We start from the raw sequence: 24,844 nt of genomic DNA, 5'->3' as shown, positions 1-24,844 counted from the left end.
GGATTCCTAAGATTACTGTAAGGTAACCTGTTATGACGGCTCTCAACGACGCCGAGCGCGCAGCCATGATCCGCGACGCGGAAGGCCGAGCGAAGCGGGCACAGCCGATGAGCGCGGAGCAAACACCCGCGGCACAAACCAACAAGGCACCGACCTGGTTGCCGTCGCGCAGATTCTTCGCCGCCGTGATCGCGATCGCCGGCATGCAGCTCATGGCCACGATGGACGGCACGATCGCCATCGTCGCGCTCCCCAAGATCCAGGACGCGCTCAATCTGTCCGACGCCGGCCGCAGCTGGGTCATCACGGCCTACGTGTTGACCTTCGGCGGTCTGATGCTCCTCGGTGGCCGCCTCGGCGACACCATCGGGCGCAAGCGCACCTTCATCGTGGGCGTCGCGCTGTTCACCATCGCCTCGATCCTGTGTGGCATCGCATGGGACGAGGCCACGCTGGTGATCGCCCGGCTGCTGCAGGGCGTCGGTGCCGCGATCGCCTCGCCGACCGCTCTGGCGCTCGTCGCCACGACTTTCCCGAAGGGCCCGGCGCGTAACGCGGCCACCGCAGTGTTCGCCGCGATGACCGGCGTCGGCTCGGTGATGGGCCTGGTCGTCGGCGGCGCGCTCACCGAGGTGTCGTGGCGGCTGGCGTTCCTGGTCAACGCCCCGATCGGCTTGTTGATTCTCTACCTGGCTCACACCGCGCTCCGTGAGACGCACAAAGAGCGGCTCAAACTCGACGCGACGGGCGCGCTGCTCGCGACGCTGGGCTGCACCGCCGCCGTATTCGGTTTCTCGATGGGTCCGGAGAAGGGCTGGCTGTCGCCGGTCACCATCACCTCGATCGTCGCCGCCGGCGTCTTCCTGCTCGCCTTCATCTTCGTTGAGCGCTTCGCGGAGAACCCGGTGGTGCCCTTCGAGCTGTTCAAGGACCGCAACCGGCTGGCCACGTTCGCGGCCGTCTTCCTGGCCGGCGGCGTCATGTTCACCCTGTCGGTGCTGATCGGCCTCTACGTGCAGGACATCCTGGGCTACAGCCCGCTGCGCGCCGGTATCGGTTTCATCCCCTTCGCCATCGCGATGGGTATCGGGTTGGCCCTCTCCTCGCAACTGGTTCCGATTGTCCCGCCGCGAATCCTGGTGATCTCCGGTGGTGTTCTGGTGCTGGGGGCGATGATCTACGGCTCGACGCTCAACAGCGGCATCCCCTATTTCCCGAACCTGGTGATCCCGCTCGTGGTCGGCGGCGTCGGGATCGGCATCATCTTCGTCGCGCTGATGCTGTCAGCCATCGCCGGTGTCGGTTTCGACCAGATCGGCCCGGTGTCGGCGATCACGCTGATGCTGCAGAACCTCGGCGGCCCCGTCGTGCTGGCCATCGTCCAGGCCGTGATCACCTCTCGCACGCTCTACCTCGGCGGCACCACCGGGCCGGTGAAGAACATGGACACCACCCAGTTGGGCGCGCTCGACGCCGGCTACACCTACGGGCTGCTGTGGGTGGCCGCGGTCGCGGTCCTCGTCGGCGGTGCGGCGCTGTTGATCGGCTACACCTCCGAACAGGTCGCGCACGCCCAGGAGGTCAAGGACGCGATCGACGCCGGCGAGTTGTGATCTAGGCGCGCTCGACGCTCCGGAGCCGGCGAGCTCCGAGGCTCTGCCCGGCGGCTAAGCTGGCCCGCTGTGATCACCCGCATGTCCGAGCTGTTCCTGCGCACCCTGCGTGACGATCCCGCCGACGCCGAGGTGCCCAGCCACAAGCTGCTCATCCGGGCCGGGTACGTCCGCCCTGTCGGACCGGGCCTCTACACATGGCTGCCGCTGGGGCTTCGTGTGTTCCGCAAAATCGAGCAGATCGTCCGCGACGAGATGACCGCGATCGGCGGCCAGGAGATCCTGTTCCCCGCGCTGCTGCCGCGCGCGCCGTACGAGACCACCAACCGGTGGACGGAATACGGCGACACCCTGTTCCGGCTCAAGGACCGCCGCGACAACGACTACCTGCTGGGTCCGACCCACGAGGAACTGTTCACGCTCACGGTCAAGGGGGAGTACAGCTCCTACAAGGACTTCCCGCTGATCCTGTTCCAGATCCAGACGAAGTACCGCGACGAGGCCCGCCCCCGCGCCGGCATCCTCCGCGGCCGCGAGTTCGTGATGAAGGACTCGTACTCCTTCGACGTCGACGACGACGGCCTCAAGGCCGCCTACCACCTGCACCGCGCGGCTTACCAGCAGATCTTCGCCCGGCTCGGGGTGAAGTACGTGATCGTCTCGGCGGTGTCCGGGGCGATGGGCGGCAGCGCGTCCGAGGAGTTCCTCGCCGAGAGCGAGGTCGGCGAGGACACGTTCGTGCGCTGCGTGGAGTCCGGCTACGCCGCCAACGTCGAGGCGGTGCTGACCCAGGTGCCCGAATCGCCGCCGATCGAAGGGCAGCCGGAGGCGGTGGTGTACGACACGCCGGACGCCCCGACGATCGCGACGCTGGTCGACTGGGCCAACAGCGCGGACCTGCCCAGCTTCGCCGGCCGTGCGGTCACCGCGGCCGACACGCTGAAAAACGTGCTGCTCAAGGTGCGCGAGCCCGGCGGGGAGTGGGAGCTGCTCGCCGTCGGCGTCCCGGGTGATCGTGAGGTCGACGACAAACGGCTCGGCGCCGCACTGGATCCGGCGGAGTACGCCATGCTCGACGACGCCGACTTCGCCAAGCACCCCTTCCTGGTCAAGGGGTATGTCGGTCCGAAAGCGTTGCTGGCCAACGGTGTCCGCTATCTGGTCGATCCGCGGATCGTGGACGGCACGGCGTGGATCACCGGTGCCGACGAGCCGAACAAGCACGTCGTCGGGCTGGTCGCGGGCCGCGATTTCCGCGCCGACGGCACGATCGAAGCCGCCAACGTGCGCGACGGCGACCCCTCACCGGACGGCGCCGGACCGCTGGTCAGCGCGCGCGGCATCGAGATCGGCCACATCTTCCAGTTGGGCCGCAAATACACCGAGGCCTTCAACGCCGACGTCCTCGGCGAGGACGGCAAACCGGTGCGGCTGACCATGGGCTCCTACGGCATCGGAGTGTCCCGGCTGGTGGCGGTGATCGCCGAACAGCAACACGACGAGCTGGGACTGCGGTGGCCCGCCGCGGTCTCCCCGTTCGACGTGCACGTCGTGATCGCCAACAAGGACGAGGGCGCGCGCACCGGAGCGACGGAACTGGCCGGCGAGCTGGACCGGCTGGGGCTCGAAGTGATGCTCGACGACCGCAAGTCCTCACCGGGGGTGAAGTTCAAGGACGCCGAATTGCTCGGCGTGCCCTGGATCGTCGTGGTCGGCCGCGGCTGGGCCGACGGCGTGGTCGAACTGCGCGACCGGTTCAGCGGTGAGAAGCGGGAGATCGCCGTCGACGACGCCGCGACGGAGATCCTCGGCGCGGTGCGGTAGCGCCACTCGTTGTAGTGCGGTAGGCGCTACTCGGCACCGCCGGGGAAGGCGACGGTGACCGGGTCGGTGCCCACGATCTGGGTCCAGCGCGCCGCCGCGACCGCCGACTGCGTCAGCGCGGTGAGCCCGAAGCTCCGGTACTCGGTGTCCGCGGCCTGCTCCACGACGGCCCGCCACGCCGTCGCGCCGTCCTCCTCCATGCGCACCGCGAGCTTCGCGGCGTCGGACGGATCGTCCACCCGCATCGGCACCTGGTAGCCGACGGCGGGCAGCGGCGGCGCCACCTGTCGCTGCTCCAGCAGGGCGATCGCGGCCTCCCGGCGTTCGCGGTGTTCGGCGATCGACGCCGACACCAGCCAGTTCACCTCCGGCGCGGAGTGCGCCGAGACCAGGCCGTACCCGTAGATCGTGGCGTGTTCGGTGGCGATCGCGTCGTAGAGCGCCCCGTCGGAGGCGTCGGTGGGGCGGGGCGGATCGGCCTCAGTCGGCTCGACAGAGGTCACGGCGCGTCCTTCGGTGGTGGCGCCAGCGCGACCTGCCAGGCCGCGGTACAGGCCGCGGCGATCGACCCCAGCAGACCGGCGCGATACCCCGACATCTGCACCGCGAGGTCCGTGGCGCTCTCGGCGGACTGACGCAGCGCGGCGACGACGTCTCGGGCGGTCGGAGGTCTGACCGGAGCCGCGGTGCTGGTCGACGGCGTGGTCGTCGGGGCGTCGGTGCCGGCGAGCCGGGTGAGCTCGTCGGTGAGCGCCTGTGCGTGCGCCGCGCGTTCGGCGGCCACCGCGGTCAGCGTCTGCGCCAGTGGCGGGCGGGCCGTGGCGGCGGCGTCGGCGGCCAGTCGACTGTCGGCGCGGGCCCGGTCGAGTTGGGCGGCCAGCTCGTCGACCTCCGGTGGTGGCGGTGGGGAGCCGCACGCGGCGGCGGACGCAGCCAGGACCGCGAGGACCGCCGCGCCGGCCAGCAGGTTCCGCCTGCTGACGTTCCCGGTGTCGGGGGCGAAGGCGCGCGGCACGAGCAACATCCTGCCATTGCCACCGCGGGTGTCCGTAGCGCCGCTTCGGCGCTGTTGCGTTCGGTGTCTACCCTCCCGGGCCTGGCGTATCGTGGATAGTCGATTCCGGCGGCCACCTTCGCCCGCCGTCGGGCAATGCGTCAATAAAACTCAAGATGAGGAGCTCGCCGTGGCACCGGAGCCAAGTTTGCGACCGGCGGGGTTGCCGTCGCAGGAGCAGGTGAAGGAGCTACTCGACGGCGAGTTCGCGCGCGCCGGATTCGAGATCGAAAGCGTCGTCATCGACGGCGGCGCGCGCCCACCGCGCATCACCGTGGTCGTCGACGGCGACCGCCCGCTCGACCTGGACACCATCGCCAGCCTCTCGCGCTCAGCCTCCGAAGAACTCGACCGCGTCGACGAGTCGGTCCCTGGTTCGACCGCTGACGCCGCCGTGTACGTTCTCGAGGTCACCTCGCCGGGAGTCGACCGGCCGCTGACCACCGAGAAGCACTTCCGGCGTGCGCGCGGACGCAAGGTGGAGCTCAGCCTGTCCGACGGATCGCAGCTGACCGGCCGGCTGGGCGCGCTCACCGATGGCGGGACGTCGGTGTCGCTGGTGGTGCGCGAAGGCGCGCGTGCCAACTTCACGGTGCGCGAGCTTCCGCTCGAGGGAATCGTCAAAGCCGTTGTCCAGGTGGAGTTCTCACCACCAAGCCAGCGTGAGCTGGAGTTGACCGGCCAATCGGCAGAGGAGGCCGGAGAATGAACATCGACATGGCGGCCCTACACGCCATCGAGGCGGACAAGGGCATCACCGTCGACGTCGTCGTCGACACCATCAAGTCGGCGCTGCTGACCGCCTATCGCCACACCGACGGCCATCAGCCGGACGCGCGGATCGACATCGACCGCAAGAGCGGTTCGGTGAAGGTGATGGCCCGCGAGACCGACGCCGACGGCAACCTCATCCAGGAGTGGGACGACACTCCGGAGGGATTCGGCCGCATCGCCGCCACCACGGCGCGCCAGGTCATCCTGCAGCGCCTGCGCGATGCGGAGAACGAGAAGAACTACGGCGAGTTCGCCGCCCGGGAGGGCGACATCGTCGCCGGTGTGATCCAGCGCGACGCCCGTGCCAACGCGCGCGGCCTGGTGGTGGTGCGGATGGGCAGTGAGACCAAGGGCAACGAAGGCGTCATCCCGGCCGCGGAGCAGGTGCCCGGCGAACGCTACGAGCACGGCGACCGGTTGCGCTGCTACGTCGTCGGGGTGACCCGCGGGGCCAGGGAACCGTTGATCACCCTGTCGCGCACCCATCCGAACCTGGTGCGCAAGCTGTTCAGCCTTGAGGTCCCGGAGATCAACGAGGGTTCGGTCGACATCGTCGCCGTGGCTCGCGAGGCCGGGCACCGGTCGAAGATCGCGGTCGCCTCACGCGTACCCGGGCTCAACGCCAAGGGTGCCTGCATCGGCCCGATGGGCCAGCGGGTCCGCAACGTGATGAGCGAACTGTCCGGCGAGAAGATCGACATCATCGACCACGACGAGGATCCGGCGCGGTTCGTCGCCAACGCGCTGTCGCCGGCGAAGGTCGTCTCGGTCAGCGTCATCGACGAGCAGACCCGGGCCGCCCGCGTGGTCGTGCCCGACTTCCAGTTGTCGCTGGCCATCGGCAAGGAGGGGCAGAACGCCAGGCTGGCGGCTCGGCTGACCGGCTGGCGGATCGACATCCGCAGCGATGCGGCGCCGGCCGACGAGCAAAAGCCCGATTCCGGTGCGCCGCATCCCGCGGTACGTGATCGGTAGTGCGACGGCCGTTTCAGTTCGCGGGGGCCGGGGCGGTAGACTCATCCGTGAGCCAGCGCGAGACTTCGGTATCGCCGCGTCGAAGCACGAAAGACCACCCCCCGGGGCCGGTGCGGACATGCGTGGGATGCCGGAAGCGAGAGCTGGCCGCCGAATTGCTTCGAGTGGCCGCTGTGGTCGACGGGAACGGTGAGTGCGCCGCGATCGTTGACACAGCGGGTAATCTGCCCGGGCGGGGTGCCTGGTTGCATCCGCGCGAGCAGTGCCTACACGCGGCAATCCGGCGGCGAGCGTTCGTCCGAGCGTTGCGAATCACCGGTTCACCGGACTTATCCGCGGTGATCGAGCACGTCGAGAATTTCTCGGCGGGTTCGCCTCACCCGGCAAGAGAACAGGTAGCGAAGAACATGAGCACACCGTGAAGTTCCGATGACAATGCGTCATAGCTAACCCGAGGCGCGGCCTACCACCGCTGTCGCCTCTAGAGATGGAGATGTAGTGGCAGGTAAGGCCCGCGTACACGAGTTGGCGAAGGAACTCGGTGTCACCAGCAAAGACTTGCTCGCAACGCTGAAAGAGCAGGGCGAGTTCGTCAAATCAGCTTCTTCGACCGTTGAAGCACCCGTAGCGCGCCGGTTGCGCGAGAAGTTCGGCGGTAGCAGGTCCACCCCGGACAAGGCCAAGAGCGCAGGTAACGGTGCGCCCGCCGCGCCGTCGGCCACCCCCGCGACGCCCGCAGCGGCTGCCGCTGCGGCCGCACCGGTACCGGCCGCGCCGGCTCCCGCGAAGCCCGCGGCCCCCAAGCCTGCGGCGCCCGCGCCGGCGGCCCCGGTGCCACCACCCGCTCCGGCTCAGCCTGTGGTGACCGCCCCGGCCCAGCCTGCGGCGCCTGCCCCGGCCCAGCCCGCGGCGTCCGCTCCCGCGCCCGCTCCGTCACGTCCCGGGCCCACACCCGGACCGCGTCCCGGCCCGGCGCCCAAACCCGCCCCGCGCACCCCGCGGGTCGGCAACAACCCGTTCTCCACGCAGCAGCCGGTGGAGCGGCCGATCCCACGGCCGCAGGCCCGGCCAGGCGCCCCCCGGCCCGGCACGCCGCGTCCGGGTATGTCGCCCAACAACATGCCGCCCCGTCCCGCCGGCCCCCGTCCGGGTGCCCCCGCGGGACGTCCCGGCGGTGCGCGCCCCGGCCCCGGTGGCCGTGGCCCCGGTGCAGGTGGCGGCCGTCCCGGCGGTCCCGGTGGTGCAGGCGGCGGCGGTAACTACCGCGGCGGCGGCGCGGGCGGTCCCGGTGGCGGCGGTGCCGGTGCCGGTGGAGCGGCTGCAGGCGGTTTCCGCGGCAGGCCAGGCGGTGGCGGCGGAGGTCGCCCCGGTCAGCGTGGCGGTGCAGCGGGTGCGTTCGGTCGCCCCGGCGGTGCCGTTCGCCGTGGTCGCAAGTCGAAGCGGGCGAAACGCGCCGAGTACGAGAACATGCAGGCGCCGGTCGTCGGTGGCGTGCGGTTGCCGCACGGCAACGGCGAGACCATCCGGTTGGCCCGCGGCGCATCGCTGTCCGACTTCGCCGAGAAGATCAACGCCAACCCGGCTTCGCTGGTCCAGGCGCTGTTCAACCTCGGTGAGATGGTCACCGCGACGCAGTCGGTGAACGACGAGACGCTCGAGCTGCTCGGCAGCGAGATGAACTACGTCGTGCAGGTCGTCTCGCCCGAGGACGAGGACCGCGAGCTGCTTCAGTCATTCGACCTCACCTACGGCGAGGACGAGGGCGGCGAGGACGACCTCGAGTTCCGTCCACCGGTGGTCACCGTCATGGGCCACGTCGACCACGGCAAGACCCGCCTGCTGGACACGATCCGCAACGCCACCGTTCGCGAGGGCGAGGCCGGCGGTATCACCCAGCACATCGGCGCCTACCAGGTCCTGACCGAGCTGGACGGCAATGAGCGACTGGTGACCTTCATCGACACCCCGGGCCACGAGGCGTTCACCGCCATGCGTGCCCGCGGTGCCAAGGCCACCGACATCGCGATCCTCGTGGTCGCCGCCGACGACGGCGTCATGCCGCAGACGGTGGAGGCCATCAACCACGCGCAGGCCGCTGACGTGCCGATCGTCGTGGCGGTCAACAAGATCGACAAGGAAGGCGCCGACCCGGCGAAGATCCGCGGTCAGCTCACCGAATACGGCCTGGTGGCGGAGGACTTCGGTGGCGACACCATGTTCGTCGACATCTCGGCCAAGCAGGGCACCAACATCGACGCGCTGCTCGAGGCGGTCCTGCTGACCGCCGACGCGGCACTGGACCTGCGGGCGAACCCCGACATGGAGGCCCAGGGCGTGGCGATCGAGGCGCACCTCGACCGTGGCCGTGGCCCGGTGGCGACCGTGCTCATCCAGCGCGGCACGCTGCGGGTCGGCGACTCGATCGTCGCGGGCGACGCCTACGGGCGTGTGCGCCGCATGGTCGATGAGCACGGCGAGGATGTCGTGGAGGCGCTGCCGTCGCGGCCGGTGCAGGTCATCGGCTTCACATCGGTGCCAGGTGCCGGCGACAACCTGTTGGTCGTCGACGAGGACCGCATCGCCCGGCAGATCGCCGACCGGCGCAGCGCCCGCAAGCGCAACGCGTTGGCCGCGCGCAGCCGCAAGCGCATCAGCCTCGAGGACCTGGATTCGGCGCTGAAGGAAACCAGCCAGCTGAACCTGATCCTGAAGGGCGACAACGCCGGTACGGTCGAGGCGCTCGAGGAGGCCCTGCTGGGCATCCAGATCGACGACGAGGTCGAACTGCGTGTCATCGACCGCGGTGTCGGCGGTGTCACCGAGACCAACGTCAACCTTGCGTCGGCCTCGGATGCGATCATCATCGGCTTCAACGTCCGCGCGGAGGGCAAGGCCACCGAGCTGGCCAACCGCGAGGGTGTCGAGATCCGCTACTACTCGGTGATCTACCAGGCCATCGACGAGATCGAGAGCGCGCTCAAGGGCATGCTCAAGCCGATCTACGAGGAGAAGGAACTCGGCCGCGCCGAGATCCGCGCGATCTTCCGGTCGTCGAAGGTCGGCAACATCGCCGGTTGCCTCGTCCAGTCGGGCATCATGCGCCGCAACGCGAAAGCGCGGCTGCTGCGTGACAACGTGGTCGTGGCCGAGAACCTCACTGTGTCGTCGCTCAAGCGGGAGAAGGAAGACGTCACCGAGGTGCGCGACGGGTACGAGTGCGGTTTGACGCTGACCTACTCGGATATCAAAGAAGGCGACGTCATCGAGACGTACGAACTGGTGGAGAAGGCGAGGACTTAACACATGGCTGACCCCGCACGAGCGAAACGGTTGGCCAAGCGCATCTCCACCATCGTCGCCTCGGCGATCGAGTACGAGATCAAGGATCCGCGGCTGACCGGTGTGACGATCACCGACGCCAAGGTGACCAATGATCTGCACGATGCGACGCTGTTCTACACGGTGATCGGTCGCAGCCTCGACGAGGAACCTGACCTCGTCGGGGCGGCGGCCGCGCTGGAGAGCGCCAGGGGTGTGTTGCGGTCCAAGGTGGGTGCAAGCCTCGGAGTCCGGTTCACCCCGACCCTGGCGTTCACTCGCGACACCGTGCCCGACACCGCGCATCGGATGGAGGAATTGCTGGCCCGTGCGCGCGCCGCAGATGAGGATTTGGCGAGAGTTCGTCAGGGTGCCAAGCACGCCGGTGAGGCTGACCCGTACCGTGTGAGTGGGGCGGAGGAGGAATCCGGGGGGTCTGGAGAAGTTCAGGCCGCGCTCGACGCTGAGGACACCGGTGACCGCAATAGACAAGACGACTGACGTACCTGCCGGCGCGCGCGTAGACGCTTACCGGGCGGCCGACATGTTGGCCGCGGCCACGACTGTCAGCGTCATCTGTCATGTGTATCCGGACGCCGACACCATCGGCGCCGGCCTGGCACTGGCGCTGGTCCTCGACCACGCCGGTAAGAGTGTCGAGGTCAGTTTCGCGGCACCCGCCGACTTGCCGGAGTCGTTGCAGTCCTTGCCCGGTGGGCATCTGCTGGTGGCGCCGGAGGCGATGCGCGCAGACGCCGACCTGGTGGTCACCGTGGACATCCCCAGCCTCAACCGGCTGGGCGCGCTGCGTGACCTGGCCATGTCCGGGCGGCGGGTCCTGGTGATCGACCACCACGCGTCCAATGAGCTGTTCGGCACCGCGAACTATGTCGACCCGTCGGCGGACTCCACCACGATGCTGGTGGCCGAACTCCTCGACGCGTGGAACAAACCGATCGACCTCGGCGTCGCGCACTGTCTCTACGCCGGCCTGACCACCGACACCGGCTCGTTCCGCTGGGCCAGCGCCCGCGCCCACCGGCTGGCCGCCCGGTTGGTCGACCTCGGTGTGGACAACGCCTCGATCAGCCGGACACTGCTCGACACCCACCCGTTCGCATGGCTGCCGATGCTCTCGCGCGTGCTGGCCTCGGCCCGCCTGCTTCCCGATGCCGTGGACGGCCGCGGCCTGGTGTACGCGGTGGTGGCCCATGACGAGCTGGCCGGCGCGCGGCCCGAAGAAGTGGAGTGCATCGTCGACATCGTGCGCACCACCCGGCAGGCCGAGGTGGCAGCGGTGTTCAAGGAACTCGAACCCCAGCAGTGGTCGGTGTCCATGCGCGCCAAGTCGATCGACCTCACGTCGGTGGCCGGGGCGTTCGGCGGTGGTGGACACCGGCTGGCCGCGGGCTATTCGGCCAGCGGACCGGCCGACGACGTGGTGGCGGCCCTGCGCGCGGCACTTGGCTGAGCCCGACGGCGTTTCGCCCGTCGAACCGGCGACCAGCCGGCGTATCGCGGCGTTGGCGTTTCCCGCACTCGGTGTACTCGCCGCCGAACCCGTATACCTCCTGTTCGACCTCGCGGTCGTCGGGCGGCTGGGTGCGCTCAGCCTCGCCGGTCTCGCGATCGGCGCGCTGGTCATGGGGGTACTCAGCGCACAACTGACCTTCCTGTCCTATGGCACGACGGCGCGTGCGGCCCGCTTCTACGGCGCAGGCGACCGGCCGACCGCGGTGGGCGAGGGTGTCCAGGCCACGTGGCTGGCCCTGGCCATCGGCACGACGATCGTGGTGGCCGTTCAGGCGACGGCCGTACCGCTGGTGTCCGTGCTGTCAGGCGGTGGGGCGGTGGCCGACGCCGCGCTCCCGTGGGTGCGCATCGCCAGCCTGGCCGTACCGGCGATCCTGATCGCCGCGGCGGGTAACGGGTGGATGCGCGGAGTCCAGGACACGATGCGCCCGCTGCGCTACGTCGTCGTGGGGTTCGCGGTGTCCGCGGTGCTCTGCCCACTGCTGGTGTACGGGTGGCTGGGCGCGCCCAGGATGGGTCTCGCGGGGTCGGCGGTGGCCAACGTCGTTGGGCAGTGGTTGGCCGCGGCCATGTTCTGCCGCGCGCTGATCGTGGAGAAGGTTCCGCTGCGCCCGCAGCCGTCGGTGCTGCGCGCCCAGGTGGTGATGGGGCGCGATCTGGTGTTGCGCACGCTGGCGTTCCAGGCCTGTTTCGTGTCGGCCGGTGCGGTGGCCGCCCGGTTCGGGGCGGCCGCCGTCGCCGCCCACCAGGTCGTGCTCCAGTTGTGGAATTTCCTTGCGCTGGTGCTCGATTCACTGGCCATAGCGGCGCAGTCGCTGGTCGGGGCGGCGCTGGGGGCGGGACACCTCCCGCACGCGAAGTCGGTGGCGTGGCGGGTGACCGTGTTCTCGAGCGTCGCCGCCGGGCTGTTGGCGCTGGTGTTCGCCGCCGGATCCTCGGTGCTGCCGGGGGTGTTCACCGACGACCGCTCGGTGCTCGACGAGATCGGCGTGCCGTGGTGGTTCCTGGTCGCGCAGTTACCCGTCGCGGGTGTGGTGTTCGCGCTCGACGGAGTGCTGCTGGGCGCGGGAGACGCGACCTTCATGCGCAACGCCACGCTGATCAGCGGGCTGATCGGATTCCTGCCCCTGATCTGGCTCTCGTTGGCGTTCGGGTGGGGGTTGCTCGGGATCTGGGCGGGACTGTCGGCGTTCATGGTGCTGCGTCTGGTGTTCGTCGGCTGGCGGGCGCTGTCGGGGCGGTGGCTGGTGCCGGGGACGTCATAGCCCTTGGGGGCGAACGCCGCGCACGGTCCAGGAGCGCCGGCGCCGACGCCGGTGTCCGGTCACGCGCACATCGGTCAGGCCGGCGGACCTGCACAGTGCGGCAAACGTTTCGGCCTGCTGCGCCGTCCAGCCGTGGCTGGCGAGCCCCGTGGCGCCGGGCTGCACGTGACGTTCCACGACGAGGAGCCGCCCGCCCGGAGACAACACGCGGTGTATCTCGGTCAGCGCCGCGCCGACATCGGGCCAGTGGTGCACCGTCGCCAGCGCCCACACGACCGTCGCGGACGCATCGGGCACGGGCAGCGCCTCGGCGCCGCCCCGCACCCACGTCACCGCGGTGCGACGGCGGGTCACCGCCCGCGCCACCCGCAACATGGATTCCGATGGGTCGACACCGGTGACCCGGGCGCCCCGGCGGGCCGCGACGCGGGCGGCGGTCCCCGGACCGCACCCGACGTCGACGACACGGTCGTCCACCGACACGGCGGCGACGTCGGCGGCGAGACGGGCGTTGCCGCGTCCGGTGAGCAGGAACACGATGGCGAACAGGACGCCGGTGAGGCCGGCGAAGCCGGGATGGCCGGCATGGTGGTTGACCACGGTGGTGGGTTCGGTCATGAATTCGACCTTGCCGGTTCAAGTCCGGTTGAAGTCAAATGGCCGGATGGAGGCGATTCCGATCGGCGAGGCGGCAACCCGGCTGGGGATGACGACGTCGGCGCTGCGCTACTACGACGACCGTGGTCTGGTGCGCCCGCAGTCACGGCGGTCTGGGCGGCGGATGTACGGGCCCGACGAGCTGCGCCGGCTGGCGTTGCTCAAGATCGTTCACGGGCTCGGTCTGCCGCTGGACACCGCGGCGGCGGTGCTCGACGCACCGAGTGAGCAGTGGCGGCAGACGGTGCGTGACCAGATCGCCGAGCTGGACCGGGTGATCGCCCGGGCACGGGGTGCCCAGCAGTTCCTCACCCATGCGCTGGGGTGCGCGACCGACCACCCCGCCCGGGAGTGTCCGAGAATGACAGGCGCGCTGGACCGTCTCGTCGACGGGATGAGCGTCGAGCAGCTCGCTGCCGAACACACCTAGGAACCCGCCTCAGTCTGCGGCGGTGGAACTGCCGAGCAGGTCACGCACCCGGTTGGCGACGCGGATGAACTCCGGGCGCTCCATCGTCTCGGCGTAATCGCGCTCGGCGGGCAGGTCGACGTCGAGTGTCTCGACGATGCGGCCAGGCCGTGGGCTCATCACCACGACCCGGTTGGCGAGGTACACCGCCTCGGCGACCGAGTGGGTCACCAGCACCACCGTCGTGCCGGTCTCGCGCCAGATGCGATGCAGTTCGACGTTCATCTTCTCGCGCGTCAGCGCGTCGAGCGCACCGAACGGCTCGTCCATCAGCAGCACTCCCGGCTCGTGCAGCAATGCTCGGCACAACGAAACCCGTTGCTGCATCCCGCCGGACAGCTCGTGGGGCAGCGCATTCTCGAAGCCGGTGAGCCCCGTCATCTCGATCAGGTGATCACAGCGGCGTGCGGCGTCCCGGCGGGACATGCCGCGCATCTCCGCCTGCAGCAGGATGTTGCGGCGCACCGAACGCCACTCGAGCAGCGCAGCGCGCTGGAACACGTAGCCGATCTCGCGCTGCGGTCCGCGCACGGACTTGCCGCGCAGCCGCACCTCACCCGAGGTGGAGTCGGTGAGCCCGGCCACCACCTTCAGCAGGGTGGACTTGCCGCAACCCGAGGGGCCGGCGATCGACACGAACTCACCATCGGCGACGCGCAGATCGATGTCCTCGAGCGCGGTCACCGTCGCGCGTTTCGACGAGAACGTCACGGTCAGGTTCTCGATCGAGATGGCGTCTTCGGTCACTGTGGTCTTGGGTGCTGTGAAGGTCGCGGTGGACATCGTCTCGTTCCCTACTGCTCGGCCTGGGGAGCGAACGACGAATCCCAGTATTCCGCCGGGTCCTTCGCCGTCTCGAGCAACCCCGCGTCGGTGAGGGTGGCGATGGTGGTCGTCCAGTCCTCTTTCGCGTTGCTGCCCGGCACCTGACCTTCGGTGGCGGCGGTGGTCAAGAGCGGGATGGTCTGCTGCCACTGCTGCAGCAGCACCTCGCGCGGCGGCATCTGCGGGTCCTTGCCCGCCATCGCGTCGACAGCGGCCTCCGGGTCCTGGGTGGCGGCGGCGAATGCCTCACTGGTGGCGTCGACCATCTTCTGCACCAGCTCCGGATTGTCGGCGATCGTCGACTCGTTGGCGATCAGTCCGTTGCTGTAGAAGTTCAGCCCGGCATCGGAGTACTTGAGGTAGCGCACCTCTCGGCCGCTCTTGTTCGCGATCGTCGGCCCCTGGTCGTGGGCGAACCCGATGAGGCCGTCGACGCGGCCCGACAGCATCGCGGCCATCTTGCCCGCCGCGTCGAGGCTCTGCTGGGTCACCTGGTTCTGCGGCACGCCGACCTTGTCGAGGTAGATCGGGAAGGTGGTGGTGGGCGCGTCACCGGCCGACACGGCGATGGTGCGACCGGCGAGGTCCTGCGGGGTGTTGATGCCGGAGTCGGCGAACACCTGCACCGCCGAGGGGGTGGTCTGCAGGAACACGCCGGTGCTCCTGACCTCGACACCCTTGTCGATGTTGCTCAGCACCGCGGGGGTGTCGGCCCAGCCGAAGTCGACCTGCCGCGACCCGACGGCCTGCACGGTCTTCGTGGAGCCCTGGCCGGGGTCGATCTGCAGGTCGATGCCGTGCTTGTCGAAGATGCCCTCCTGCACGCCGTAGTAGAACGGTGCGTGCTCGCCGTACGGGTACCAGTTGAGCATGAGGGTGGCGGAGTTCGCCGAACCGTCTGCGGCAGGCGTGTTTTCGCTGTCGCCGCCCCCGCCGCAGGCGGCCAGGGTCAGCGCGGCGGTGGTGGCGGCGGCCGCGACGGTGGCGCGGCGGCGGAAAGATGTCATGGGTCGATCTCCTCGTTGAGTGACGGTCAGACGGCGGTGCTGGCGGAGTTGACGATGCGGCGCGACGAATGCCACGGGATGAGCAGCTTCTCGGCGATCTCGATGATCGCGAACAACACGATGCCCAGCGCCGACATGATGATCAGGGCAGCGAAAAGCATTGCGGTGTCGACATTTCCGTTGGCCTGTAGGATCACGTAGCCCAGACCCTCGTTGGCGCCGACGAATTCACCGACCACTGCGCCGGTGACCGCGAGGGTGGCCGCCACCTTCAGACCGGACATCAACTGGGGCAGCGACGCGGGGAAGCGGATCTTCATGAAGGTCTTGAACTTGCTCGCACCCATCGTGGAGGTGAGCTCGAGGATCTCGGGGTCCACCGAACGCAGCCCGGCGAGACCCGAGATGACGATCGGAAAGAACGCCATCAACACGGCGACGAGGATCTTGGGCGAGGGCCCGAAACCCAGCCACACGACGAACAGCGGGGCGATGGCGATCTTCGGTACCACCTGGGCGAACAGGATCAGCGGGTACACCGTCTTCTCGAGGCTCGCCGAGTAGATCATCATCACGGCGACGAACTCACCGACGACGGCGGCGATCACGAAACCGATCACCGTCTCCCACGTTGTCACCCAGGTGTTCTGCGCCAGATAGGCGGCGTTCTCCTGTGCCGTACGCCAGGTGTCGGCCGGCGAGGGCAGGATGTAGGGCGCGACGAGCTCGGCTGCCGTGACGGCGTACCAGCCCGCCACCAGCGCGAGGACGAGTACCACCGGCCGCCAGAGGCCGGCCGCGGTGCGTCGGGGGTTGAAGCTCGGACGCCGCAGGCGCGCGAGCCCAGGGGAAGCCGATGGGGGATCCGGTGGTGAGCCGTTGCCCCCGGTGGGGCGCACGCCAGCTGATGCCGCTACCGCCATGAATGTCCTTAGTTCGCAGTGACCCGGACCCGGGGCCCGAGTGGGAATGCGCTTTCCGAAGCGATTCCGACTTTAACGTGACCCAGCACACAGTGTCAACGTCCCTACGTTGTCCCTCGCTTCGCGCAGGTCAGACGCCGATGTCAGGGCAGGCGCGTGCTGTCGCGCAACACCACGGCGCCGGGGACGCGTTCGCGAAGGTCGTCAGCGCCGGAGTCGACGCACAGCGCCAGTTCGACAGCGCGCGCTCCGATGTGCTCGAGGGGGAGCGCCACGGTGGACAGGCTCGGTGTGTGATCCCGCAGCGTCGGGATGTCGTCGAAGCCGGCGACACAGACGTCACGCGGCACCGACAATCCCAGCTCCCGCCACGCTGCGATGGCGCCGATCGCCATGACGTCGGTGACTGCGAACACGCAGGCCGGTGACGCCCCGCCGCCCGGTTCCAGTTCCAGTGCGGCGGCCAGTCGACGCGCCGAGTGGTAGCCGCCGTCACGGGTGAAGTCCCCCGAGACCTCGACCTGTGGGGTGTGGCCCCGCCGGCCGAGCGCCTCGACGAATCCGTTGCGGCGGTCGACCGCAGTGCGGATGCTGCCCGGACCGCCGATCACCGCGAACTCGGTGTGCCCAGCGTCAACGAGTGCGTTGGCCAATTGCGCTGCACCCTGGTAATTCTCGGGCTCCACCGCTCCGCCGCACGCCAGCGGTTGCCCGATCACGACGACGCGGCCGCCGTTGTCCCGGTAGCGGCTGAACTCCGCCTCCAGGTCTCGGTCCAGGTCGCCGCTCTGGCGCGATCCCGCCAGCACGATCGCGTCCGCCCGGTGGGCGATGAACGTGCTGACCGCCTCGTGTTCGATGTCGAAGTCGCGGTCGGTGCTGGCCAGCAGCATCTGTTTGCGGGCGATTCTGGCGGCCGCCTGCACGCCGCGCGCGATCGACGAGAAGTAGGGATCGGCGATGTCGTGCACGACCAGGCCCAACAACCCGGTCGACGCCCGCGCCAGTGCTTGCGCCTGCGCGTTGGGGACGTAGCCGAGTTCGCGTGCGGCGGCGCGGACGCGGTCGGCCACACCCTCCCCGGGAATCCTCGACGACCCGTTGAGCACGCGCGAAGCCGTCGCCTGCGACACGCCCGCCCTGGCGGCCACATCTTGCAGTCTCACCGCAACCATCGCCGTCTCTTTCTTGTCGTCCACCCGACGAGCCCGGGGGGTCAGACCGGGGTTGACCGGACGGTGCGCCACAGCTTACCGTGGAAAGCGCATTCCGAAGTGCTGACACCGCGCGGGTCCCCGAATCGGGTTCCGCACCGGTGCCGATCAACGACAGCACTCGCCGGTGCGCCCACATCGGGGCGCCGGCCCACAGACAAGGAATCCCCCGATGGCATCTGGCTCAGGCCGCAGAACCCTGCGTATCGCGATGAACGGCGTGACCGGTCGCATGGGTTACCGCCAGCATCTGGTCCGCTCGATCCTGCCGCTGCGCGACACCGGCCTGGTACTCGAGGACGGCACCCGCGTCGACGTCGAACCGATCCTGGTCGGGCGCAACGCGGACAAGCTGGCCGACCTTGCCGCCGAGCACGACGTCGCGCAGTGGACGACGGACACCGCCGCGGTGATCGCAGATCCGACCATCGACGTCTACTTCGACGCCCAGGTGACCTCGCGCCGCGTGGAGGCGCTGTCGTCGGCGATCAAGGCAGGTAAACACGTCTACACCGAGAAGCCGACCGCCGAAACGCTCAGCGAGGCAGTCGAGTTGGCCCGCATGGCGGAGAATGCGGGCATCGTCGCCGGCGTCGTTCATGACAAGTTGTACCTGCCCGGGCTGGTCAAGTTGCGCCGCCTCGTCGACGAAGGCTTCTTCGGACGCATCCTGTCGATGCGTGGCGAATTCGGTTACTGGGTTTTCGAGGGTGACTCGCAACCCGCTCAGCGGCCCAGCTGGAACTATCGCGCGGAAGACGGCGGCGGGATCACCGTCGACATGTTCTGCCACTGGAACTACGTGATGGAGGCGCTGCTCGGGCCGGTGCAGGCAGTCACCGCGCGGTCCGTCACCCACATCCCCACCCGCTGGGACGAGGCGCACCAGCCCTACGACGCCACGGCCGACGACGCGGCATACGGCATCTTCGAGATCGAGGGCGGCATCATCGCGCAGATCAACTCGTCGTGGGCGGTGCGGGTCTACCGCGACGAACTGGTCGAGTTCCAGATCGACGGCACCCACGGATCAGCGGTCGCCGGTCTGCGCCGCTGCGTGGCGCAGCAGCGCGCGCACACACCGAAACCGGTGTGGAATCCCGATCTCCCGGTTACCGAGAAGTTCCGTGACCAGTGGTTGGACGTGCCGGCCAACGCCGACCTCGACAACGGGTTCAAGCTGCAGTGGGAAGAGTTCCTGCGTGACGCGGTGGCCGGACGGCCGCACCGGTTCGGCCTGTTGTCGGCCGCGCGCGGGGTGCAGCTCGCCGAACTCGGTCTCCGCAGCTCCGCCGAGGGCCGTCGCCTCGAGGTGCCGGAGATCGCGCTGTGACCACGACCTCCGGGACGCTGACCGGTGCGTCGGTGCTCCTGCCCACCGACGGCGACGTCCGCACCTACCGGCTGGGTGAGCCGGGGCCCTGGCACAGGCCGCAGCGGCCGATCGAGTCGCGGATCGCCTATGCGGCAGCACATGTGGTACCGAGAGCGCTCGGTGATACCAGCCCCGGTGCCCCGGCCGATATCGACTGGGACACCACACTGGCCTACCGCCACGAACTGTGGTCCTACGGGCTCGGGGTGGCCGACGCGATGGACACCGCGCAGCGGGGGATGGGGCTGGACTGGCCCGCCACCCGGGAACTGATCCGGCGCAGCGGCCGCGAGGCAGCGGCCGTCGGCGGCAGGCTGGCCTGTGGGGCCGGAACCGATCAGATCAATCCGGCGGACGTTCCCGGGGGTGCGCGCGGACTCGCAGTGATCACCGACGCCTACCGCGAACAGATCGAGGTGGTGCGCGACGCCGGCGCGAACGTCATCCTCATGGCATCGCGGGCGCTGGCGCAGGTGGCGACCTCACCGGCGGACTACCTGTCGGTGTACGGCACCCTGCTCGCCGAGGCCGACCGCCCTCTGATCCTGCACTGGCTGGGGGAGATGTTCGATCCCGCGCTGCAGGGGTACTGGGGTGACCCCGATATCGGCCGCGCCACAGCGACGTTCCGCGAACTGATCGACACCCACGCCGACAAGATCGACGGCGTGAAGGTCTCGCTACTCGACGCCGACCACGAGGTGGCGCTGCGCCGCGCGCTGCCGCCGGGAGTGCGGCTCTACACCGGGGACGACTTCAACTATCCCGAGCTGATCGTCGGCGACGACTTCGCGGGCAGGGATCACTCCGATGCGCTGCTCGGCATCTTCGCGGCGATCTACCCGGCCGCGTCGACCGCCCTGCAACACCTCGACGCCGGGGACGCGGTCCGCGCCAGGGAGATCCTGGAGTCCACCCGGGCGCTGGGCCGACACATCTTCGCGGCGCCGACGTACTACTACAAGACGGGCATTGCCTTCCTGTCCTGGCTCAACGGCCGCCAGCGCGGGTTCACGATGGTCGGCGGCCTGGCCTCCGGCCGCTCGGTCACTCACCTGTGCGAGGTGTTCGTGCTGGCCGACCGGGCGAGACTGCTCACCGATCCGCATCTGGCCGCCCACCGGATGCGCACCTTCCTCGCGGTGAACGGAGTCGGATGATGAGTGACCAGTTCGCGCGGCTCTCTCTCAACACGATGACCGCGAAGGGGTGGACGCTGCGCGAAGCTGTCGAGGCCTCGGCGGCGGCCGGACTGCCCGCCATCGGCCCGTGGCGGGACCGGGTCGCCGAGGTTGGCGTCGACACCGCCGCGAAGATCTTGCGCGACAACGGGTTACGGGTATCCAGCCTGTGCCGCGGCGGCTTCCTGACCGGAGTCGGCGACGAGTCGGCCGCGCTCGACGACAACCGTCGCGCCATCGACGAGGCTGCCGCCCTCGGTGCGCCGGAACTGGTGATCGTGGCGGGAGGAATCCCCGACCGCGACCTACCGGGCGCACGGGCGCGACTGGCCGATCGGCTCGCCCGTCTCGTGCCGTACGCGGCCGAACGAGACGTGCGGTTGGCGCTGGAACCGCTGCACCCGATGTTCTGCGCGGACCGCGCGGTCGTCTCCACCCTCGCCCAGGCCCTCGACCTCGCCGCGCCGCACCCCGCGCGGACCGTCGGCGTCGTCGTCGACACCTTCCACGTCTGGTGGGACCCGCATCTCGCCGAGGGCATCGCCGCCGCGGGGGCCGCGGGCCGGATCAGCGCGTTCCAGATCTGCGACTGGCTGGTGCCGATGACACCGGATCCGCTGGTGTCGCGCGGCATGATGGGCGACGGCGTCATCGACTTCGGCTCGATCACGGCGCTGGTGCGCGACGCCGGCTACACCGGCGACATCGAGGTCGAGATATTCAACGAAAAGGTCTGGGCGACAGACGGTTACACCGTCCTCGAGGTGATGAAGCAGCGCTACCGTGACCTCGTGCTGCCCGCGCTGGCGGGTTAGCGGACCTGTGCGCGTCCCCGCTCGAACACCGCGGCCCGGCTCTCGGCGATGTCGTCGCCGGTGGTCGCGGCCATCCACCGCCGTGCCGCGTCGGCCTCCAGCCACAGCGCCCCGCCGGTTTGCGACTCGTCGATGCGGTGGTAGGACTCCAGCAGCGACCGCACCGCGCGCTGATTGTTGCCGACGATCGACGCGGCGATCGCCCGGGCGGTGGGCAGCAGATCGGCGTGGGGGACCACCTCGGTGACCAGCCCGGCCCGCAACGCGTCGCTCGCCGACAGGTAGTCGCCGGTCAGGCTCATCCTCCGGGCCATCCCGACGCCGACCTTCTGTGGTAGCCGCACCGACAGACCCCAGGTGGGCAGCAGCCCCACCCGCGCGTGGGTGTCGGCGAACCGGGCGTGCTCGGAGGCGATCAGGATGTCGCAGTACAGCGCGAGCTCCAGACCGCCGGTCACCGCCGCGCCGTTGATCGCGCCGATCACCGGTGTGCTCATCGACGGCCACTTCGGGGAGATGTCGGGAAGTTCGGTGGTGTCACCGAGCTCTTTGAGATCCAGCCCCGCGCAGAACACCGGGTCGGCGCCCGTCACGATCACCACGTCGACGGAGTCGTCGGACTCGGCCTGCCGCAGTGCGGCGAAGAACGCACTGCGCAGCGCCGCGGACAGCGCGTTGCGGGCCTGCGGGCGGTTCAGCGTGAGGGTGCGGACGCGATCGGTCGTCTCGATGGCCAGAACGTCGGCGTTGCTCATGGTGCTAGACGCTAGCCCTCGCGCCTATCGTGGCGGTATGTGCCGAAACATCACCGAGCTGCGGGGCCTCGAGCCGGCGGCGACGGCTGAAGAGATCGAGGCCGCGGCCCGGCAGTACATCCGCAAGGTCAGTGGCGTCACGCGCCCCACGACGGCCAATGCGGACGCGTTCGAGGCGGCCGTCGCCGAGGTCACCGCGACCACCACCCGGCTGCTGTCCCAGCTGCCGCCGCGACGCCAACCGCCCAAGAGCGTCCCGCCGCTGCGCCGTCCCGAGGTGCGGGCGCGGCTCAACCTCGCGTGAGCACCCCGGCGCTCAAGGAGTGGAGTGCCGCCGTGCACGCCATGCTCGACGGCAGACAGACCGTCCTCCTGCGCAAGGGCGGTATCGGCGAGAAGCGATTCCGGGTCCCCGCTCACGTTCAGGCCCGGCGGTTCCTGCTCTTCCCGACGGTCGCGCACAGCCACACCGACCGGGTGCGGGTCGAACACCGGGACCTGCTCACACCGGCGGCCGCCGACAGCACCGAAGACGCGCTGACGCTGCGCGCCGGAGCGAAAGTGGTTGCGGCCGTTGAGGTGACGCGTCCGGAGGCGATCGGGGAGCTCGAGCCGATGCACATCTGGACGGCTGACTCGGTGCAGGCCGACCGGCTCGACTTCCGGCCGAAACACCGGTTGACCGTGCTGGTCGTCCAGGTCAGCGCGCTGACGCAACCGCTGCGCATCGACCGCACCCCGCAGTACGGGGGCTGCACCAGCTGGGTCGACCTGCCCGTGGATCCGGAGTGGGCGCAGCCCGTGCACGACGACGCCGCGCTCGCCGCGGTCGCCGACTCCGTGCGCCGATCAGTGGGCTGACGGCGGACCGTCGCCCGCGGGCAGTACCAGACGTGAGACCCCGCCCAGCCCGTGATGCACCGTGTGGGTGGCCGGTGCCGTCGCGCGGCCGGTGATCGGCGGTTCGCCGGTCCCGAGATTGCGGGCGAACCGCGGATGCGAGCCACCGGCCACCAGGATGCGCAACCGGGAGCCGGCGCGGAACCGGTGGGCGACCGCGTCCAGCTCGAGCCGCACGGTGCCGTCCTCTCCGGTGAGTCGGCGGAATCCGTCGGTGACGTTGCGGGAGCGGCCTTTTCGATCGACTTCGGACAGGCGGACGAACAGGTCGCGGTGCGGGTTGTCACATGAGTGCGCGAGTTCGACGGCGGGCGTTCCGACCACGTAGAGGTCCGCAGGCAACGGGGCGCCGGTGAAGGTGAGCACGTCGTCGCGGTCGGCCAGCCGGGTGTCGGCGCGGTAACCGCCCTGCGGGGACAGCAGCCGGCCGCCGATGGTGGGGGTTGGGTCGGTCGGGTCGAATGTGAACGTCGACGGCGGCGCCGTCGGATCCGGCGGCGTCGCCGACAACTCACCGGTGGCGTGCAGGAACAGCTGCTGTTCCGGCATCACCGGTGGCCAGTCCGGGAGGTCGTGCCAGCCGTCGTTGTGAATTTCGATGCGCACCGGGGAGCGTCGCGCGTCCGGGCGCCCGCCGAGATGGGTGCCCAGCCAGTCCAGCGTCTCGCGCACCACAGTGGGTGCGCCCTTCGTCATCAGCTGGGAGTGGGTCCAGGCCCCGACCGTCAACGCCGCGGGCACACCCCTGTCGCGCAGGTGGGTGTACTGGGCAAGGGTCTGCTCGAGGAACAGGTCCTGCCAGCCGCCGAACAACAGGATCGGGACGTTCACCGCGTCGAGCGCCTCGTTGGCGCGCAGGCTGTCCCAGAACGCGGCGTCCTCGGCGCGCTCGATCCACGACTCGTACCAGCCCGCGCCCGAGCCGAGCAGCCGGCGCCCGGCCTCGCCGAGCGGGAGGTCCGCGGTCGCACGGGCCAGCGCCCGCGGTGCACGGACCTGCCGGACCAGCGCCGCGACACCCCGTACGTCCTCCTGATGGGCGACCATGTCGCTCCAGCCCAGGAAGTCGTTGAGTGAGAACGAGCCGGTGCCCCACGACGATTCGCGGAAGTCGTGCGGCCCGACGGCGATCACGGCGGCCTTGAGCTCCGGTGGCGGATCGGTCAGCAACGCCCACTGGGTGAACCCGAGATAGGACAACCCGACGGTGGCGAAAGACCCGGTGAACCACGGTTGTTCACGCAGCCAGACCACGGTGTCGGCGCCGTCGTCCTTCTCGTGCGCCATCGGCGTGAACTCGCCGCCCGAGCCGAAGGTGCCCCGGACGCTCTGCACCACCACGTGGTACCCCCGCCTGGCGTACACCACCGCGAACAGCAGCGAGAACGGCCAACCGCGGCCATACGGGCCGCGCACGAGCAGGGTGCCCGCAGGCGTGGGAGTGTCGGGCATGTAGTGGTCGGCGATCAGGTCGACACCGTCGCGCATCGGTACCCGCACCCCGCGGTCCACGGTGAAACCGCCGGTGCGTGGGGGGAGACCGAGTAACCGGCCGACCGCATCACCGGAACTACGACGGAGTCCTGCAAGAGCGGTGGGCGTCATCCGGCCAAGGGTAACCAGGTGCCGGTGCTAGGAGATCTAGTAGATGTAGTGCGGCGCCAGTTCTTGGGCCTTCTGCAGATTGGTCTGCATGCAGTCGACGTCGGGTTGCGAGTAGATCGGCGAATAGAACAGCACCTGCTGGATGACGCCGTAGTCGGTCTTGAACGCCAGCGCACACGTGATCCACCACCGGTTGTTCCAGTCGGTGGGCTTCATGATCCAGTACTGCGCGGCGCGGTGACCGGCGACGTCGAGTTCGACCGCGTCGGGCGGCAGGGTCTCCTCGTAGGTCCGCCAGACGAACGCCTCGACGGTCATCTGGTAGTTGCCGGCGTCGTATTTGCAGCGCAGCGCATCTTCGGGGGCCGGGGGTGTGTAGGCCAGGCCGGCGCGCTGGACGACGTCGAGCGGAATGTCGCGGCAGGGGTCGAACGGAGAGGGGTCGATGGTGTCGACCACTGGCCATTTGATGGTCGTCGATCCGGTCAGCGGCAGGAACGTCGAGCGCAGGTCGACGCGGCCAGTGGCCGATCCGCCCATCGGGTTGGTCGCGAACACCACCATGACTGCCGCGAACAGCGCACACAACGCCGAGAACACTCTCAGCTTGGCGGCCATCTCACCCCCTGTTGTCCGGGCGGCAAGCCGCCGTATCGGGCCCGACCCTTGGGGGAGTGTAGCCGTCGCGCAGCGCTCGTTGAACCCGAAATGAGAACACGTTCTAGTTGCTCGGACGGCCGCGCGGGCACGCATCAGTAGGCT

Annotated in this window: 25 protein-coding genes; 15 read left to right on the top strand and 10 right to left on the bottom strand. The window is 69.5% G+C overall.

What is annotated here, in order from left to right:
- Positions 1 to 32 precede the first annotated feature (32 nt).
- Together I7X18_RS17565 and I7X18_RS17560 are read left to right on the top strand one after the other, a co-directional pair.
- Positions 33 to 1,613 (top strand): MFS transporter, encoded by a 1,581-nt coding sequence (locus tag I7X18_RS17565; protein WP_193043335.1) that lies wholly within the window; start codon positions 33 to 35, stop codon positions 1,611 to 1,613.
- Positions 1,614 to 1,682: 69 nt separating this feature from the next.
- A complete protein-coding gene (locus tag I7X18_RS17560) occupies positions 1,683 to 3,437 on the top strand; it encodes a proline--tRNA ligase (RefSeq protein ID WP_193043334.1) in 1,755 nt (584 codons plus the stop codon).
- A 26-nt stretch (positions 3,438 to 3,463) separates the two neighbouring features.
- Here I7X18_RS17560 and I7X18_RS17555 read toward each other — a convergent pair whose 3' ends face one another.
- On the bottom strand, positions 3,464 to 3,940 hold the full coding sequence (locus I7X18_RS17555; protein WP_193043333.1) for a ferritin-like domain-containing protein: 477 nt from the start codon (positions 3,938 to 3,940) through the stop codon (positions 3,464 to 3,466).
- Positions 3,937 to 4,461, bottom strand: a complete 525-nt coding sequence (locus tag I7X18_RS17550; RefSeq protein ID WP_193043332.1) for a hypothetical protein — start codon at positions 4,459 to 4,461, stop codon at positions 3,937 to 3,939. The genes I7X18_RS17555 and I7X18_RS17550 overlap by 4 nt, the downstream gene beginning before the upstream one ends.
- A 160-nt stretch (positions 4,462 to 4,621) precedes the next feature.
- Between I7X18_RS17550 and rimP the strand changes: the two genes are divergently transcribed.
- From rimP to I7X18_RS17515, 7 genes are all read left to right on the top strand, one after another.
- The gene (rimP, locus tag I7X18_RS17545) at positions 4,622 to 5,200 is read left to right on the top strand and encodes a ribosome maturation factor RimP (protein ID WP_193043331.1); all 579 of its coding nucleotides are present in this window, start codon (positions 4,622 to 4,624) and stop codon (positions 5,198 to 5,200) included.
- Complete coding sequence (nusA, locus tag I7X18_RS17540; RefSeq protein ID WP_193043330.1) at positions 5,197 to 6,240, top strand: transcription termination factor NusA; 1,044 nt, start codon at positions 5,197 to 5,199, stop codon at positions 6,238 to 6,240. Before rimP ends, nusA begins: the two co-directional genes overlap by 4 nt.
- Complete coding sequence (locus tag I7X18_RS17535; RefSeq protein ID WP_319017953.1) at positions 6,240 to 6,662, top strand: YlxR family protein; 423 nt, start codon at positions 6,240 to 6,242, stop codon at positions 6,660 to 6,662. The genes nusA and I7X18_RS17535 overlap by 1 nt, the downstream gene beginning before the upstream one ends.
- Before the next feature lie 76 nt (positions 6,663 to 6,738).
- Positions 6,739 to 9,540, top strand: coding sequence for a translation initiation factor IF-2 (gene infB, locus I7X18_RS17530; RefSeq protein ID WP_193043328.1), 2,802 nt, complete (start codon positions 6,739 to 6,741; stop codon positions 9,538 to 9,540).
- 3 nt (positions 9,541 to 9,543) lie between these two features.
- Positions 9,544 to 10,059: a 30S ribosome-binding factor RbfA gene (gene rbfA, locus I7X18_RS17525; protein WP_193043327.1), complete on the top strand. Its 516-nt coding sequence runs from the start codon at positions 9,544 to 9,546 to the stop codon at positions 10,057 to 10,059.
- Entirely contained in the window at positions 10,034 to 11,029 is a 996-nt protein-coding gene (locus tag I7X18_RS17520) for a DHH family phosphoesterase (RefSeq protein WP_193043326.1), read from the top strand. Before rbfA ends, I7X18_RS17520 begins: the two co-directional genes overlap by 26 nt.
- Positions 11,022 to 12,356 carry an MATE family efflux transporter gene (locus tag I7X18_RS17515; RefSeq protein WP_193043325.1) on the top strand — a complete coding sequence of 445 codons (1,335 nt, stop codon included), beginning with the start codon at positions 11,022 to 11,024 and terminating at the stop codon, positions 12,354 to 12,356. The genes I7X18_RS17520 and I7X18_RS17515 overlap by 8 nt, the downstream gene beginning before the upstream one ends.
- Here the strand turns inward: I7X18_RS17515 and I7X18_RS17510 are convergent.
- On the bottom strand, positions 12,351 to 12,974 hold the full coding sequence (locus tag I7X18_RS17510) for a class I SAM-dependent methyltransferase (protein ID WP_193043324.1): 624 nt from the start codon (positions 12,972 to 12,974) through the stop codon (positions 12,351 to 12,353). The two genes, I7X18_RS17515 and I7X18_RS17510, sit on opposite strands and share 6 nt — an antisense overlap.
- 46 nt (positions 12,975 to 13,020) lie before the next feature.
- Here I7X18_RS17510 and I7X18_RS17505 point away from each other — a divergent pair, with 46 nt between their 5' ends.
- Positions 13,021 to 13,443 (top strand): MerR family transcriptional regulator, encoded by a 423-nt coding sequence (locus I7X18_RS17505; RefSeq protein WP_193043323.1) that lies wholly within the window; start codon positions 13,021 to 13,023, stop codon positions 13,441 to 13,443.
- A 9-nt stretch (positions 13,444 to 13,452) separates the two neighbouring features.
- Here I7X18_RS17505 and I7X18_RS17500 read toward each other — a convergent pair whose 3' ends face one another.
- From I7X18_RS17500 to I7X18_RS17485, 4 genes are all read right to left on the bottom strand, one after another.
- Positions 13,453 to 14,265, bottom strand: a complete 813-nt coding sequence (locus I7X18_RS17500; RefSeq protein ID WP_193043322.1) for an ABC transporter ATP-binding protein — start codon at positions 14,263 to 14,265, stop codon at positions 13,453 to 13,455.
- Positions 14,266 to 14,276: 11 nt separating this feature from the next.
- The gene (locus tag I7X18_RS17495) at positions 14,277 to 15,314 is read right to left on the bottom strand and encodes an ABC transporter substrate-binding protein (protein ID WP_193043321.1); all 1,038 of its coding nucleotides are present in this window, start codon (positions 15,312 to 15,314) and stop codon (positions 14,277 to 14,279) included.
- A 26-nt stretch (positions 15,315 to 15,340) separates the two neighbouring features.
- Positions 15,341 to 16,237: an ABC transporter permease gene (locus I7X18_RS17490; RefSeq protein WP_193043320.1), complete on the bottom strand. Its 897-nt coding sequence runs from the start codon at positions 16,235 to 16,237 to the stop codon at positions 15,341 to 15,343.
- A 143-nt stretch (positions 16,238 to 16,380) separates the two neighbouring features.
- Entirely contained in the window at positions 16,381 to 17,412 is a 1,032-nt protein-coding gene (locus tag I7X18_RS17485; RefSeq protein ID WP_193043969.1) for a LacI family DNA-binding transcriptional regulator, read from the bottom strand.
- Positions 17,413 to 17,623: 211 nt separating this feature from the next.
- Here I7X18_RS17485 and I7X18_RS17480 point away from each other — a divergent pair, with 211 nt between their 5' ends.
- The 3 genes from I7X18_RS17480 to I7X18_RS17470 are packed head-to-tail and all read left to right on the top strand — an operon-like array spanning position 17,624 to position 20,822.
- A complete protein-coding gene (locus tag I7X18_RS17480; RefSeq protein ID WP_193043319.1) occupies positions 17,624 to 18,784 on the top strand; it encodes a Gfo/Idh/MocA family protein in 1,161 nt (386 codons plus the stop codon).
- A 17-nt stretch (positions 18,785 to 18,801) separates the two neighbouring features.
- Positions 18,802 to 19,986: a dihydrodipicolinate synthase family protein gene (locus I7X18_RS17475; RefSeq protein WP_193043968.1), complete on the top strand. Its 1,185-nt coding sequence runs from the start codon at positions 18,802 to 18,804 to the stop codon at positions 19,984 to 19,986.
- The gene (locus I7X18_RS17470; protein WP_193043318.1) at positions 19,986 to 20,822 is read left to right on the top strand and encodes a sugar phosphate isomerase/epimerase family protein; all 837 of its coding nucleotides are present in this window, start codon (positions 19,986 to 19,988) and stop codon (positions 20,820 to 20,822) included. The genes I7X18_RS17475 and I7X18_RS17470 overlap by 1 nt, the downstream gene beginning before the upstream one ends.
- Here I7X18_RS17470 and I7X18_RS17465 read toward each other — a convergent pair.
- On the bottom strand, positions 20,819 to 21,577 hold the full coding sequence (locus I7X18_RS17465) for an enoyl-CoA hydratase (RefSeq protein ID WP_193043317.1): 759 nt from the start codon (positions 21,575 to 21,577) through the stop codon (positions 20,819 to 20,821). The two genes, I7X18_RS17470 and I7X18_RS17465, sit on opposite strands and share 4 nt — an antisense overlap.
- A gap of 37 nt (positions 21,578 to 21,614) precedes the next feature.
- On the opposite strand from I7X18_RS17465, the gene I7X18_RS17460 reads away from it, so the two are divergent.
- On the top strand, positions 21,615 to 21,881 hold the full coding sequence (locus I7X18_RS17460) for a DUF2277 domain-containing protein (RefSeq protein WP_193043316.1): 267 nt from the start codon (positions 21,615 to 21,617) through the stop codon (positions 21,879 to 21,881).
- Between the two features lie 41 nt (positions 21,882 to 21,922).
- Entirely contained in the window at positions 21,923 to 22,438 is a 516-nt protein-coding gene (locus I7X18_RS17455) for a DUF1802 family protein (protein ID WP_226862704.1), read from the top strand.
- Here I7X18_RS17455 and I7X18_RS17450 read toward each other — a convergent pair.
- Both I7X18_RS17450 and I7X18_RS17445 read right to left on the bottom strand, forming a co-directional pair.
- Positions 22,427 to 24,082, bottom strand: coding sequence for a CocE/NonD family hydrolase (locus I7X18_RS17450; protein ID WP_193043314.1), 1,656 nt, complete (start codon positions 24,080 to 24,082; stop codon positions 22,427 to 22,429). The two genes, I7X18_RS17455 and I7X18_RS17450, sit on opposite strands and share 12 nt — an antisense overlap.
- A gap of 36 nt (positions 24,083 to 24,118) precedes the next feature.
- Positions 24,119 to 24,700 (bottom strand): DUF3558 domain-containing protein, encoded by a 582-nt coding sequence (locus I7X18_RS17445; protein WP_193043313.1) that lies wholly within the window; start codon positions 24,698 to 24,700, stop codon positions 24,119 to 24,121.
- Between the last annotated feature and the right edge of the window lie 144 nt (positions 24,701 to 24,844).

The organism is Mycolicibacterium baixiangningiae, from assembly GCF_016313185.1.
GTDB classification, from domain to species: domain Bacteria; phylum Actinomycetota; class Actinomycetes; order Mycobacteriales; family Mycobacteriaceae; genus Mycobacterium; species Mycobacterium baixiangningiae.
Note: the sequence above shows the minus strand (reverse complement) of the source record. Positions and strands in the feature narration are given on the sequence as shown.